This is a genomic window from Leifsonia sp. 10L418 (genome assembly GCF_056395445.1).
Genome location: NZ_JBFTJN010000008.1, coordinates 248465 through 263621, shown reverse-complemented (window position 1 = coordinate 263621; position 15157 = coordinate 248465). Strand labels below are relative to the sequence as shown.

The window sequence follows — 15157 nt, the reverse complement described above, 5'->3', positions numbered from 1 at the left end:
TGAGGACGGTTTCATGGCAGTCAAGCCTCCCTTCTCGCGGTTTGGCACAATGCCAGAACCGCAGGGACTCTACGATCCGGCTGAGGAGCGTGACGCCTGCGGGCTCGCGATGGTCGCCACATTGCGCGGCACCGCGGGGCACGACATCATCACGTTGGCCCTCGACGCTCTGCGCAACCTGGAGCACCGCGGTGCTGTCGGTTCGGATGCGGGCACGGGCGACGGGGCGGGAATCGTCACCCAGATTCCCGACGCGTTCTTGCGGGACGTCGTCGACTTCACCCTGCCGGCTCCCGGACGCTACGCGGTCGGGAACGTGTTCCTGCCGACCGACCCGACGGCGCGGAGCGCCATCAAGCGGTCGATTGCGGCGATCGCCGCCGCCGAGAGCCTCGCGGTTCTCGGCTGGCGCGAGGTGCCGGTCCGGCCCGACGAGGTCGGCAACCTGGCACGGGCCGCCATGCCGGCCATCCAGCAGTTGTATGTGCAGAGCACGCTCCTGACCGAGACCGGTGCCTTGGTCGGCGGCATTGCCCTCGACCGCCAGACCTGGCGACTGCGGAAGCGCGCCGAGCGGGAGCTCGAGGTGTACTTCGCCTCGCTGTCCTGTCGCACCATGGTCTACAAGGGCATGGTCACCACGCTGCAGCTCGAACCCTTCTACCCCGACCTGTCCGACCCGCGGTTCGCGTCGAAATTGGCGCTCGTGCACTCCCGCTACTCGACCAACACGTTCCCGTCCTGGCCGCTCGCGCAGCCGTTTCGGATGATCGCCCACAACGGTGAGATCAACACCGTGCAGGGCAACCGCAACTGGATGCGCGCCCGCCAGTCGCAGCTCGAATCCGAGCTGCTCGGTGAGCTCGCCCCACTGCTGCCCATCGTCACCCCCGGTGCCAGCGACTCCGCCTCCTTCGATGAGGTCGTCGAACTGCTCAGCCTCTCCGGCCGGTCCCTGCCGCACGCGGTGATGATGATGGTGCCGGAAGCCTGGGAGAACCAGCCTGACCTCGAGGCCGAGCGCCGCGACTTCTACGAGTACCACTCGATGCTGATGGAGCCGTGGGACGGCCCGGCCGCGATCGTCTTCACCGACGGTTCCCTCGTCGGGGCCACCCTCGACCGCAACGGGCTTCGCCCCGGCCGCTACCTGATCACCGACGACGGCCTCGTCGTGCTCGCCAGCGAGATCGGTGTCCTCGACATCGATCCGAGCCGCGTCGTGCGCAAGGGACGTCTGCGTCCCGGCAAGATGTTCCTCGTCGACACCGTCGCCGGTCGTCTGATCGAAGACGAAGAGATCAAGGCCGAACTCTCGGCGAGCGAGCCGTGGGGCGAATGGCTGGATGCCGGACGCATCAACCTGAAGGACCTGCCGGAGCGCGAGCACATCGTGCACCCGCCGGCATCCGTCGTGCGGCGTCAGCGCACCTTCGGGTACACCGAAGAAGAAGTGCGATTGCTGCTCACGCCGATGGCCCGCACCGGTGCGGAGCCTCTCGGCGCCATGGGCACCGACACGCCGATCGCCGTTCTCGCCGAGCGCCCGCGCCTGCTGTTCGACTACTTCACCCAGCAGTTCGCCCAGGTCACGAACCCCCCGCTCGACTCGATCCGCGAAGAGGTCGTCACCTCGCTCAAGCTCGCCCTCGGCCCGGAGCGCAACCTGCTCTCGGCCGGTGCGGAGCACGCCCGCCAGGTCGTGCTCGACTTTCCGGTCATCGACAATGATGAGCTCGCGAAGATCCAGCACATCGACCCGCGACCGGGCAGCCGGCTGACGTCCACCATCCGCGGTCTCTACCGTTTCGATGAGGGGCCGGACGCACTCGAAAACCGCATCACGGCGATCTGCGCCGAGGTCGATGAAGCCATCGACGCGGGAGCCCACTTTCTCGTGCTCTCCGACCGGGACTCGAACAAAGACCTCGCCCCCGTACCGTCCCTGCTGCTCATTGCCGCCGTGCACCACCACCTGATCCGCACCGAGAACCGGATGAAGGTCGGTATCGTCGTCGAAGCCGGCGATGTGCGCGAAGTGCACCACGTGGCGCTTCTGATCGGCTACGGTGCCTCCGCCGTCAACCCATACCTCGCGATGGAAACCTGCGAAAACCTCGTGCGGAGCGGTGCGATCACCAACGTGACGCCCGAGAAGGCCGTGTACAACCTGATCAAGGCACTCGGCAAGGGTGTACTGAAGATCATGTCGAAGATGGGCATCTCGACGGTGTCGTCGTACGCCGGCGCGCAGGCCTTCGAGGCGATCGGCCTCGACCAGGACTTCGTCGCACGCTACTTCACCGGAACGACGAGCAAACTCGGCGGAATCGGCATCGACGTGATCGCGGCCGAGAACCTCGACCGTCACACCGCGGCCTACCCGGAAGACACCGCGATCACCGCCCACGAACGGTTGAACACCGGCGGCGAGTACCAGTGGCGCCGCGGGGGACCGCCCCACCTGTTCAACCCGGACACCATCTTCAGGCTTCAGCACTCGACCCGCACGCGTCGCTACGACATCTTCCGTGAATACACGAAGCTCGTCGACGACCAGGCGGCCGAGTTGATGACTCTGCGCGGACTGTTCGGGCTCAACCCCGGCGCCCGCAAGCCGGTGCCGCTCGACGACGTCGAGTCTGTCGCCTCGATCGTCAAGCGGTTCTCCACCGGTGCGATGAGCTACGGCTCCATCTCGCAGGAGGCCCACGAGACACTCGCCATCGCCATGAACCGGCTCGGCGGCAAGTCGAACACCGGTGAGGGCGGCGAAGACCTCGAGCGGCTGCTCGACCCCGAGCGTCGCAGTGCGGTCAAACAGGTCGCCTCCGGCCGGTTCGGTGTCACGAGCATGTACCTCACCCACGCCGACGACATCCAGATCAAACTCGCCCAGGGCGCCAAGCCCGGTGAGGGCGGCCAGCTGCCGCCGACCAAGGTGTACCCCTGGGTGGCGCGCACCCGCCACGCCACGGCCGGCGTCGGCCTCATCTCGCCGCCCCCGCACCACGACATCTACTCGATCGAAGACCTCAAGCAGCTGATCTTCGACCTCAAGCGAGCCAACCCGAAGGCGCGCATCCACACCAAACTGGTCAGCCAGTCGGGTATCGGTGCGGTGGCCGCGGGCGTCGCCAAGGCGCTCTCCGACGTGATCCTGGTGTCGGGCCACGACGGCGGAACCGGCGCCAGCCCGGTCAATTCGCTGAAGCACGCCGGCACCCCGTGGGAGCTCGGCCTGGCCGAGACCCAGCAGACGCTGATGCTGAACGGGATGCGTGACCGTGTTGTCGTGCAGGTCGACGGCCAGTTGAAGACCGGCCGCGACGTGATCATCGGCGCGCTCCTCGGAGCAGAAGAGTTCGGCTTCGCCACGGCGCCGCTGATCGTCGAGGGCTGCATCATGATGCGGGTCTGCCACCTGGACACCTGCCCGGTCGGCGTCGCCACCCAGAACCCGGAACTGCGGAAGCGCTTCACCGGTCAGGCCGACCACGTCGTGAACTTCTTCGAGTTCATCGCCCAGGAGGTGCGCGAATACCTCGCCGAACTCGGCTTCACGAGTCTCGAGCAGGCCATCGGGCACCGCGAAATGCTCAACATGAACGGCGCGATCGAACACTGGAAGGCCTCGGGTCTCGACCTGTCGCCCATCCTGATCGGCCCGGACTTCTCCGACTCAGAACCCCGTCAGTTCTCGCGTCCGCAGGACCACGAACTCGAGGCTCACTTCGACAACGAGCTGATCCGCCAGAGCGCCGGCGTTCTCGAGCACGGCGGTCAGATCAACATCGCACTGCCGATTCGCAACACCGAGCGCGCCGTCGGCACCATGCTCGGCCACGAAGTCACCCTCCGTCACGGCGCCAACGGCCTGCCCGCCGACTCGATCAGCGTGACGCTGACGGGTAGCGCCGGGCAGTCCTTCGGTGCGTTCCTGCCGAGCGGAATCACCCTGCACCTCGAGGGCGACTCGAACGACTACGTCGGCAAGGGGCTCTCCGGTGGTTCGATCACCGTGCGCCCCGACCGCAACAGCGTCTTCCCGGCCGAACGCAACGTCATCGCCGGCAACGTCATCGGGTACGGCGCCACACAGGGCAGCATGTTCATCCGCGGCATCGTCGGTGAACGCTTCCTGGTGCGCAACTCCGGTGCGACGGCCGTCGTCGAAGGGGTCGGAGACCACGCCCTCGAATACATGACCGGCGGTCTCGCACTGATCCTCGGCGGAACCGGGCGCAACCTCGGCGCCGGCATGTCCGGTGGCACCGCGTATGTCTATGGCCTCCGCACCGAGAACGTCAACCGGCAGTCGCTCGACTCCGGCGAGCTCGAACTGCAGGAGCTCGGCAGCGCCGATCGTGAAATCGTGCGCGACCTGCTCGAACAACACCGCGACCTGACAGAGTCGGCGCTTGCCGCACGCCTGCTGGCCGACCTCGACACCACCATGTCGACCTTCGTCAAGGTGCTGCCGCGTGACTACGCCGCCGTGCTGTCGACCCGCCAACAGGCGCTCGACGAAGGCCTCGACCCCGATGGCGACATCGTCTGGAACCGCATCTTGGAGGTAACCAATGGCTGACCCGAAGGGATTCCTGAAAACGACGGAGCGTGAACTTCCCGCCCGTCGCCCGGTATCCGTGCGTTTGATGGACTGGAAAGAGGTGTACGAGCAGGGCGACGCCGCTGTTCTGAAGCGTCAAGCCGGCCGGTGCATGGACTGCGGTGTTCCGTTCTGTCACCAGGGTTGCCCACTCGGCAACCTGATTCCCGAATGGAACGACCTCACCTGGCGGGACGAGGGCGCCCAGGCCATCGAACGCCTGCACGCCACGAACAACTTTCCCGAATTCACCGGCCGGCTCTGCCCGGCACCGTGTGAATCGGCGTGCGTGCTCAGCATCAACCAGCCCGCCGTCACGATCAAGCAGGTCGAGGTCTCGATCATCGACCAGGCCTTCGCCAACGGATGGGTCACCCCCCAGCCGCCCGGACGTCTGAGCGGCAAGACGGTCGCCGTGGTCGGTTCCGGGCCGGCCGGCCTCGCGGCCGCCCAGCAGCTGACCCGGGCCGGGCACACCGTCGCCGTGTTCGAGCGCGACGACCGGATCGGCGGACTGCTGCGGTACGGCATCCCCGACTTCAAAATGGAGAAGAAGCACCTGGAAGGCCGCCTCGCCCAGATGGCTGCCGAAGGAACCCGGTTCCGTGCCGGCGTGAACATCGGTGTGGACATCACCTGGGATGACCTGCGTGCCCGCTACGACGCGGTCGTGATCGCCACGGGCGCCCTCGTGCCGCGAGACCTGCCGATTCCCGGCCGCGACCTGGCCGGCGTTCACTTCGCGATGGAATACCTCGTGCAGCAGAACAAGGTCGGCGCCGGCGACAGTGTGCACGCGCAGATCACCGCGGAAGGCAAGCACGTCGTCGTTCTCGGTGGCGGCGACACCGGAGCAGACTGCATCGGAACTGCGCACCGTCAGCTCGCCGCATCCGTCACCAACCTGGCGATCGGAACCCAGCCGGGCCACGAACGCCCGAGCAACCAGCCCTGGCCGATGTCGCCGACCCTGTTCGAGGTGCAAAGCGCACACGAAGAGGGCGGGACACGCCAGTTCCTCGCGTCGACGGTTGAATTCCTGGCCAATGAGGTCGGCGAAGTTCGTGCGATTCGAGTCGCCGAAACCGAGTACATGGATGGCCGTCGTGTGCCGAAAGCGGGCACTGAACGGGAGATTCCCGCGGATCTGGTGCTGCTGGCGCTCGGCTTCACCGGACCTGAATCAGACGATCTGTCTGCTCAGCTGCAGATTCCGTTCGATCTGCGCGGTAATGTCGAACGTGCCGGTGATTACCAAACCAGTCGTGAAGGAGTCTTCGTGGCTGGTGACGCCGGACGTGGCCAGTCGCTGATCGTCTGGGCCATTGCTGAAGGCCGCGCTGCAGCGGCAGCCGTCGACGAGTATCTCGTCGGCAGCACTCGACTTCCCTCGCCGGTCAAGCCGACCGACCGACCGATTTCGATCTAACACTCTTTCATTACCCGCAAGAAATGCGCCGACAGGGCGCGGAAAACGGAGAATTACCAGAATGAGACGCGCGAAAATCGTTGCCACCCTCGGGCCGGCAGCATCGAGCTACGAGCAGATTCGGGCGATCATCGATGCCGGCGTCGACGTATGCCGCATGAACCTCAGCCACGGCACCTATGCGGTCCACGAAGGCGTCTACGCCAACGTGCGCAAGGCAGCCAATGACTCCGGTCGTGCCATCGCCGTGATGGTTGACCTGCAGGGCCCGAAGATCCGCCTCGGCAAGTTCGAAGGCGGACCCTACGACCTCGCTGTCGATGACATCTTCAAGATCACCACCGAAGACATCCTGGGCAACCAGCAGATCTGCGGCACCACGTTCAAGGGCCTGCCCCAGGACGTGAACCCCGGCGACTTCCTGCTGATCGATGACGGCAAGGTCAAGGTCCAGGTTGTCGAGACGGATGGCGTCGTCGTCACCACGAAGGTGATCGTCGCCGGCCCGGTCTCGAACAACAAGGGCATCAACCTGCCCGGCGTTGCCGTCAACGTTCCCGCTCTGTCGGAGAAGGACGAAGACGACCTGCGTTGGGGCATGAAGCTCGGCGCCGACCTGATCGCGCTGTCCTTCGTGCGTGACGCCGCCGACATCAAGCGCGTTCACGAGATCATGGACGAAGAAGGCCGCCGCGTTCCGGTCATCGCCAAGATCGAGAAGCCGCAGGCTGTCGACAACCTCGAAGAGATCATCGACGCCTTCGACGCAATCATGGTCGCTCGTGGCGACCTGGGCGTCGAGCTTCCGCTCGAAGCCGTGCCGATCGTGCAGAAGCGCGCCGTCGAGATCGCTCGCCGCATGGCGAAGCCGGTCATCGTTGCCACGCAGATGCTCGAATCGATGATTCACAGCCCGGTGCCGACGCGCGCCGAAACCTCGGACGTGGCCAACGCCGTGCTCGATGGTGCCGACGCCGTGATGCTGAGTGGTGAGACGAGCGTGGGCGAATACCCGGTCGTCACCGTGCAGACCATGGCGCGCATCGTCGACTCGACCGAGGTGCACGGCCTGGAGCGCATCCAGCCGCTGACCGTCAAGCCGCGCACGCAGGGTGGTGCGATCACTCTCGCCGCCAGCGAGGTCGCCCAGTTCGTCGACGCGAAGTACGTGTGCATCTTCACGGAGTCCGGCGACTCCGTGCGTCGCATGGCGCGCATCCGCTCGCAGATCCCGATGATCGCCTTCACGCCGGAGCCCGGCATCCGTCGTCGTCTGGCGCTGACCTGGGGCGTGCAGACGTACCTCGTCGACCGCGTCACGCACACCGACGCGATGTTCGCTCAGGTCGACACGATCCTGCTGGGCGAAGGCCTGGCCGAGGTCGGTGACAAGGTTGTGGTGATCTCCGGATCCCCTCCCGGAATCATCGGCTCGACCAACGACATCCGGGTCTACCGGGTCGGCGACGCTCACAACGAGGTCGCACCCGCCTACGCCAAGAAGTAGGTAGAGCAGTTCAAAGCCCCGCCTCCGCGTCGTCACAGACAGGCAGGCGGGGCTTTGTCGTGCGCGCGGCACGGGAACGCGGACTACGCTGGCGCCGTGGCCACAGCCGAAGAGCCAAACGGGGGCGCGGATGCCGCGGGTGCGGAGTCCGAGTCCACCGCGCGCACGCCCCGCCGGGCGAATTGGCTGGAGCTGTTCTTCGATCTGGTGATGGTGGCGTTCGTCGGCCAGCTCGCCCTCGGAGTGCATGGCGACCCGCATCCGCTGCAGTTTCTGACTTTCGCCGTCTTGTTCTTCCCCGCCTGGTGGGCGTGGGTCAACGTGATGCTCACCCTTAACCTGTTCGGCGAACGCGTGACCGGAAAAATCTGGCTGATGGTCAGCGTGGCGATGTTCGCCGTCGGGATGATGGCGGCGGCCAGTATCGGCGGGCTCGGCGACCGGGCCTGGGCCTATGCCCTCGGCAACGCCATTCTGCGACTGATGCTGTTCTTCGCCTGGTGGACGCAGGGGCGTCGAAACGGCGTCGCCTGGTATCGGCCGGTGCTGTACTGCGGCGTCACGGCCGTGCTCTGGGCGGTGTCGGCCGTCGTGCCACCGCCCGGGCGCTATCTGCTCTGGGCGATAGCCATCGGGATCGAAGTGGTGTTGCTCGCGTTTCTCGGTCGTGAATCGTCTTGGTTGCGTCAAGCGCTGAACATCGACCACGTGACCGAGCGCGTCGGACTCTTCGTCGTCATCGTGTTCGGGGAATCAGTGCTCGCGGTCTTCGCCGAGTGGAGTGCAAGCTGGAGCGTCGCATCCGGGCTCACCGCACTCCTCGCGTTCGCCGCCATCGCGTTGTTGGCCTGGGCGTTCTTCACCTACAGTGCCGACAGCGCCGAGCGCAGCTGGCGGCGCCTGCACGCCGCGGGAAACATCGGCGCTCTCCGTGACACGGTGATGTATCTGCCGTTCCTGCTCGTCAGTTCGATCGTGCTGTTGGCTGCGGGGCTCGGCACTGCCGTGGCCGATCCGCTGGAACCGATTTCACCGGGGGCAGCGGCCGCGGTGTCCGGCGGCATCGCGCTGTTCTACGGCACGAATGCACTGATCGCGTTGCGCTACCGCGAGCGGCTGCGCGACGTGCTGCGCTGGGCGCCTGTCGGGGTTCTGCTGCCGTTGGCATTGCTGGTGCTGACGCCGTTCGTGACGGCCACCGGGTATGTGGCGGGAGCCCTCGCGGTGGTCGGGCTGATGGCGGCGCGGGCGGAGTGGCATCGTCGGCGAGCTCTCACGCCCGTCGCCCGGTGAGGCGTCGGGTGGCACGGATCCGCGTCGGGCGGAGCTATCGAGCGGCGCGCGGGTCGAAAACCGCGGCGCGCGCTGAGCTCAACGCGCGCCGCGGTTTTCGACGCGCGCGGCGCACCCGGGGCGCCTCAGGCTTGTTCGGGTGCGGCGACCGCGGGCAGTGAGAGCGACTTCGATTGCGCCTTGCCGGCCAGCCAAATGACGACGCCGCCGGACACCACCACGAGCAGGATCCCGATGACCACGGATGCGGTCAGCACCTGGCCGAGCAGAACGGCGCCGATGACCGCGCCCATCACCGGGTCGATCGCGAACAGGGTGCCGACCAGGCGCGGCGACGTCACCCGTACCGCGATGAAATCGAGGCTGAACGCCAGGGCCACTCCGATGAGCCCGGAAGCGGCGAGAATCAGCCAGGCCTGGCCGTCGACCCGGGGGAGTGCCTCAATCGAGAAGGGCGCCAGCAGGACGGCACCGACCATGACGGAGAGGGTGAGTCCGTCCAGCCCGTCCGAGCTTTCCCCGACACGACCGGCGAGCACGGTGTATCCGCCGAAAGCGACGGCAGCGCCCAGACCGAACGCGAGCCCGATCCAGGTCATGCCGCCCGACGGATTGCTGACGAGTGCCACGCCGATCAGCGTCGCGACGGGTAAAAGCGCTTCCCAACGCAGCCGTGTGGCAAATACCGCAACGGCGAGCGGGCCGAGGAACTCCAAAGTGACGGCGATGCCGAGTGGGAGGTGCACGAGAGCGTTGTAGAAGAGCACGTTCATCGCGGCCATCGCGACTCCGTAGAGAACGATGCCGAGCCAGGCAGTGGTGCTTCGCCCGCGCAGACGGGGCCGGAAGACGACGAGCAGCACAGCCGCGGCAATCGCCATCCGCAGCCCACTGACGCCCAGCGTTCCGACGCTGTCGAACAACTCTGAGGCGAGTGCTGCAGACACCTGGATGCTCAGCGAGCCGCCGAGTACGAGGGCTGCGGCAGCGAGGGGAGCGAGGTGCGGGCGGTTGATGAGCGGGCCTTCCAGAGCGGATCGTGTCGGCAACTCTACCGGCGTACGGGGCGGAATCAGAATGAGAGCGTAAACAGGCCGTCAAGACGTTTTGTATCTGCATGCAGAGAAAGGGTGGGCAAAAGTCGCAGAATTCACGATGATTTCAAGATCATCTGGACTGATTTCGACCTGTTTCTATACAGACCGGGGTTCCGCCATACTCGACACCGTGACCGCTGAACAGACAACTCTCGCCATTCCCACCTCGATCGACGGAATTGAATTCGTCATGACATCCTCGACCGGAAGCGAGGTCGCCGACTCGGCCCCCACCCGCTTTCACTACCGGCAGGACGGGCAGATGGTCTGGGGCGACTATGTGGGCGACACCGTCAGCGTCGGACGCTTTGTCGGACGCCGCGACGGCGACACCATCACCATCTGCTTCGCCCACCGCCTCAGTGGCGGCCCAGAGATTGTCCTGGGCACGGCCACCAGCGAACTGCAGCGGACCGAAGACGGCGCTCTGCGTCTCTTCGAGACCTTCGAGAAGGACGGCGAGCTGCACACGAGCGTCTGCATCGAAGCCCCCGCCGTCAGCGACTCCACCGACCGGGACCTCGTCGAGGTTGCGAGCGAGGGTTTCCCGATGATCGATGGAGCCGCGTTTCTCCTCGAGAGCACAACGGCGAGTGTCGTGAGCGAGAATCCGACCCGTTTCGAATTCCGCGAGGCAGCCGGTATCGTCTGGGGCACGTATCGCGGCGACACGGTCACGACCGGGCACTGCGTCGGGCGCTATCGCGACGGCGTGCTTGATGAGTACTTCGTGCACCATGTCGTCGCCAGCGACGCCACCCTGCTCGGCGACAGCAGCACCCGCGTGCAGACGCGAGAAGACGGGCGCCTCGAATTGGTGGAGGACTTCGTGCTTGACGGCGTGCCCGGGTACAGCGTCTGCGTTCAGGTTTCCTGAGCCTGAGCCCGACTGACTGAGCCGCACCCGGCCGGGGCCCACCCGGCCGGGGGCTCTACCGGCCGAGACCCTGCCTGCTCGGATCCACGCGGGTGAACCGGGTGAGTCCGATCTGGGCTGCCGCGGGTTCTCGTGGGGGCAGGTCGCTGGGGAGAAGAAACGGCCGATCGAAGATCTCGTCGAGAACGAGTACCGTCTCGACCGATTTGACCTCGGGCAGCGCCGCGAGGGTGCCGATGACGAAGTCGTGGATCGCACCGACCTCATTGGCCCGAACCAGCAGCATGACGTCGTGCTCGCCGGTGGTGATCCGGCACGACTCGACAGCCGTCATCTGCTCGATCCGGCTGCGGAACGAGCTCCACATCTGCGGATGAATGGAGAGGAACACGAGCGAGCAGATGCCGAGGCCGGCCTTGGCCGGATCGACCTGCGCGGTGAAGCCGGTGATGACACCCTCGTCAATCATCTGTTCGACCCGCGTGTAGACGTTCGCGCGCGAAACATTCACCCGTTCGGCCAGTGCGGCCATCGAAATTCGGCCGTTTTCCCGGAGTTCAGCAAGAATTCGCAGATTGGTCTCGTCGAGGGGCAGCGGCGATTGTCCACTCGAAGGAGAGACACCGCTTGCTTTGCTAGACATATTGATGAATTTCTCCTTCGCGCAAGACACAAGTTCTGTCGATTAGGGCTTTGATTGGACAGACTAGCGCCATCTGTGCAAATCTCAACCAAAGCCGTCCAGAGGCATATTCATCGGACGGCAGCGTGGAGCATCCCCTCAGCCTGGCTTTTCGCGGCAACGATGCTCGATTTACAACCCCTGAGTTCACAGAAGGAGTTCCCCCTTGCGTAAGAACACCCGAATTGTCACGACGGCCCTCGGCCTGACCGTGGCGTTGACCCTGACCGGCTGCGCAGCCGGTGCACCGAGCGGCGACGCAGCAGCACCGACGAGCGTCGTGATCGACACGGCTTTCACCCTCGAGACCGGCGACCCGGGCCGCAACTACGTCCCGACCGGCTACATGGTCTCCAAGGCCGTCTATGAGACCCTCCTCGACTTCAAGGGTTCCGACGAGAGCACTCCGGTCGACGGCCTGGCCAGCTACACCCAGAACGACGACGCCACCGAGTTCACCTTCACGCTCGACGCCGACCGCGTCTTCTCCGACGGCACCCCGGTCACCGCCGACGACGTTGTGTTCTCCCTCAACCGGGTCAAGGGCATGACCGAGAGCAAGGCGAACTTCTTGATGGAGGGCATCGAGGTCACGAAGGTCGACGACCACACCGTCCTGCTGACCACGGCAACCCCGTCGCTCAAGCTGCCGGCGCTCATGACCAACCCGTCGCTGGCCATCCTGAACTCCAAAGTCGTGATCGAAAACGGCGGAACCACCGACAACACGGATGCCGCCGAGAAGTTCCTCAACGGCACGTCGGCCGGTTCAGGCCCCTACATCATCGACTCCATCGACTTCGAGTCGCAGGTTGTGCTCACCGAAAATGAGAAGTACAACGGTGCCGAGGACCCCGACTTCTCACGGGTCGTCATTCGCAGCGTCTCGGAGAGCGCAACGCAGAAGATGAACCTCGAAGGTGGAGACTCCCAGGTCGCCATCGACCTGAGCGGTGACCAGGTCGCCGGCCTCGGCAAGGGCGTCACCGTCACCTCGACCCCGTCGGCACAGACGATCTTCCTGCTGCTGAACCAGAACGCCGACGTCAGCCCCGTCACCTCGAAGCCGGAATTCGTTTCGGCCGTGCGCTACGCGCTCGACTATGACGCGCTGCTCGAGCTCGCCGGTGCCGGCTCCGAGCAGGCGACCGGCGTCATCCCGCCGTCGTTCCTCGGCGCACTGACCGATGGCGTCAAGCAGGACCTCGCCGCTTCGAAGAAGGCACTCGCCGCATCGGGCTATGCCGGTGAGACCGTGACACTCGAGTACCCGAACGACTACCCGGTCGGTGGCGTGAGCTTCACCCCGCTGGCCGAGCGTGTTCAGTCTCAGCTGGCTGAGGCCGGAATCAACATCGAGCTCGCTCCGGCACCGTTCACCACGCAGATCGACGAGTACGTCAACGGACGCGAAGGCTTCAGCATCTGGTTCTGGGGCCCCGACTACGCCGACTCGGCGAACTTCCTGCCGTTCGCTGCGGGCGCCAAGGTCGGCCTGCGCGCCGGCTGGACCGCCGAGCAGAACCCGTCGGTCGTTGCACTCGCTGCGGCCGCCGAGAACGCCACGAGTATGGACCAGCGTGCCGGTGCGTTCAGCGCATTCGCACAGAGCCTGCAGGAGCAGGGTCCGTTCGTACCGTTGATCGTTCCCGGCTCGAACATCGCGACGGCTGACTTCATCTCGGGTGTCTCGTACAACTCGACGTGGACGATGGACATCGCCGAGCTGCAAGCTAAGTAAGGAACCATCAGCGTGGGAAACACCGCCCGCGCGACCCGCACGTCCCCGGCCAGGTCCGCCCTGGCCGGGTACGTGCTTCGTCGCCTCGGAATGTCTGTACTGCTGTTGTTCGGCGTCACCCTCGTGACGTTCACTCTCGCGAACCTCGTTCCGGGCAACCCGATCGTTGCTGCTCTCGGTGAGGGCGCAGCGAGCAACCCCGCCACCGTCGAGGCGTACATCGCCAAGCACGGACTCGACCAGCCACTGCCCGTGCAGTACTTCACCTACCTGGCCAACCTGTTCCAGGGCAACATGGGTGTGTCACTCCGCACCGGCCAGCCCGTCGCGACCGACCTGCAGAAAGCGCTGCCGGCCACGTTCGAAGTGGCGATCGGTGCGATCATCGTCAGCCTCGCGCTCGGCGTGACCCTCGGCTCGATCGCCGCCTACCGTCGCGGCAAGATCAGCGATCAGCTCGTGCGCGTGCTCTCGTTGATCGGCCTGAGCATCCCGACGTTCTGGATGGCGCTGGTCAGCTTCAATTTCTTCTTTCTGCAGTTGCGCATCGCACCCGGTTCCGGCCGACTCTCACCGATCCTCAGCCCGCCGCCCACGGTGACCGGGCTGTACACGGTCGACGCGCTGCTGGCCGGTCAGTGGGCCACCTTCATGGATGCCCTGGCGCACCTCATGCTGCCAGTCTTCGTGCTGTCGCTGTTCACCATTGGTCTGCTGACCCGCTTCGTGCGCACCTCGGTGCTGGAGGTGCTCGATGCCGACTACATCAGGGCCGGCCGGGCCAAGGGCCTCAGCGGCTCGAGGATGCTTTTCGGCTATGTGCTGCGCGGAGCCTCACTGCCGATCCTGACCATCGTCGGGCTCGCTTTCGGCTCCCTGCTCTCCGGCACCGTTCTGGTCGAGGCAGTGTTCGCCTGGCCGGGCCTCGGCACCTACGCCTTCAACTCGGCAACCAGCCTCGACCTGCCCGGCGTGATGGGCGTCGGACTTGTCGTCGGCTTCATCTACCTGGCCATCAACTTCGCCGTTGACCTGCTCTACGGCGTGCTCGACCCGAGAGTGAGACTCGCATGAGGCGCCGCTGGTACCGCGTTCCGAAAGCCTGGGTGACGCCGCTCGGCATCATCGGCCTGGTCGTCGGACTGTTCTGGGTCGTCGTCGCCTTCACGGCTCCGCTCTGGGTTCCGTTCAATCCGCTCGCGCAGGACCTTCCGCGCCTGCAGGCGCCGGGAATCGACACGATCATGGGCACGGATGCCCTGGGTCGCGACATCTTCTCCCGGTTGATGACCGGCGCAAGCGTCACGATCCCGCTCGCGCTGCTGCTCGTGGTGCTCTCGATGGTCGTCGGCACCCTCATCGGGGCGATCGCCGGCTACTTCGGCAAATGGGTCGACGAGGTGCTCATGCGCATCACCGACCTGGTGATGGCATTTCCCACCGTCATCCTCGCCATGGTCGTCGCTGCGGCACTCGGCCCGTCGTTGTTCAACGCCGTGATCGCCGCATTCGTTGTCTCCTGGCCGCAGTACGCCCGCATGACGCGCAGCATCGTGCTGGGCCTCCGCAGCCAGAACTACGTGATGGCCGGCCGCCTGCTCGGCTTCTCGCCCGGCAAAACACTCCGGGTCGACATCGCCCCGAACGTGGTCGGCCCGATCCTCGTGCTCGCGAGCCTCGACATCGGAACGGCGATCCTGCTGCTCTCCGGACTGTCGTTCCTCGGGCTCGGTGCTCAGCCGCCGACCCCGGAGTGGGGATCGATGATCTCGGCCGCGATGGCGAACTTCGACAGCTGGTGGATCGGCGTCTTCCCCGGCCTGGCCATTCTCACCGTCGTGATGGCGTTCAACTTCATCGGCGACTCGTTGCGTGACATTTTCGATCCGACGTCGCAGCTCGGCCGGACAGGAGTCTGA

At 65.6% G+C, this 15157-nt stretch carries 10 protein-coding genes; 8 read left to right on the top strand and 2 right to left on the bottom strand.

All coding sequences use genetic code 11. From position 1 onward, the window contains the following. Positions 1–13 precede the first annotated feature (13 nt). The 4 genes from gltB to AC1DCF_RS16275 all read left to right on the top strand — a co-directional run bounded on the left by gltB (position 14) and on the right by AC1DCF_RS16275 (position 8841). Positions 14–4591, top strand: a complete 4578-nt coding sequence (gltB, locus tag AC1DCF_RS16290; RefSeq protein WP_441789890.1) for a glutamate synthase large subunit — start codon at positions 14–16, stop codon at positions 4589–4591. Further along, complete coding sequence (locus AC1DCF_RS16285; protein WP_441789889.1) at positions 4584–6041, top strand: glutamate synthase subunit beta; 1458 nt, start codon at positions 4584–4586, stop codon at positions 6039–6041. The genes gltB and AC1DCF_RS16285 overlap by 8 nt, the downstream gene beginning before the upstream one ends. 61 nt (positions 6042–6102) lie before the next feature. Beyond that, positions 6103–7548, top strand: a complete 1446-nt coding sequence (gene pyk / locus AC1DCF_RS16280) for a pyruvate kinase (protein ID WP_441789888.1) — start codon at positions 6103–6105, stop codon at positions 7546–7548. A gap of 96 nt (positions 7549–7644) precedes the next feature. Beyond that, on the top strand, positions 7645–8841 hold the full coding sequence (locus AC1DCF_RS16275) for a low temperature requirement protein A (RefSeq protein WP_477211912.1): 1197 nt from the start codon (positions 7645–7647) through the stop codon (positions 8839–8841). Positions 8842–8966: 125 nt separating this feature from the next. Here AC1DCF_RS16275 and AC1DCF_RS16270 read toward each other — a convergent pair whose 3' ends face one another. Beyond that, positions 8967–9890: an EamA family transporter gene (locus tag AC1DCF_RS16270; protein ID WP_441789886.1), complete on the bottom strand. Its 924-nt coding sequence runs from the start codon at positions 9888–9890 to the stop codon at positions 8967–8969. A gap of 178 nt (positions 9891–10068) precedes the next feature. Here AC1DCF_RS16270 and AC1DCF_RS16265 point away from each other — a divergent pair, with 178 nt between their 5' ends. Then, positions 10069–10815: an avidin-fold protein gene (locus AC1DCF_RS16265; protein ID WP_477211911.1), complete on the top strand. Its 747-nt coding sequence runs from the start codon at positions 10069–10071 to the stop codon at positions 10813–10815. Between the two features lie 55 nt (positions 10816–10870). Here AC1DCF_RS16265 and AC1DCF_RS16260 read toward each other — a convergent pair whose 3' ends face one another. Next, entirely contained in the window at positions 10871–11458 is a 588-nt protein-coding gene (locus tag AC1DCF_RS16260; RefSeq protein WP_441789884.1) for an Lrp/AsnC family transcriptional regulator, read from the bottom strand. Between the two features lie 205 nt (positions 11459–11663). On the opposite strand from AC1DCF_RS16260, the gene AC1DCF_RS16255 reads away from it, so the two are divergent. From AC1DCF_RS16255 to AC1DCF_RS16245, 3 genes are read left to right on the top strand one after another with little or no spacing between them, the layout of a single operon-like run. After that, a complete protein-coding gene (locus AC1DCF_RS16255) occupies positions 11664–13238 on the top strand; it encodes an ABC transporter substrate-binding protein (protein WP_477211910.1) in 1575 nt (524 codons plus the stop codon). Positions 13239–13250: 12 nt separating this feature from the next. After that, positions 13251–14312: an ABC transporter permease gene (locus AC1DCF_RS16250; RefSeq protein ID WP_477211909.1), complete on the top strand. Its 1062-nt coding sequence runs from the start codon at positions 13251–13253 to the stop codon at positions 14310–14312. Next, positions 14309–15157, top strand: a complete 849-nt coding sequence (locus AC1DCF_RS16245; protein ID WP_441789881.1) for an ABC transporter permease — start codon at positions 14309–14311, stop codon at positions 15155–15157. Before AC1DCF_RS16250 ends, AC1DCF_RS16245 begins: the two co-directional genes overlap by 4 nt.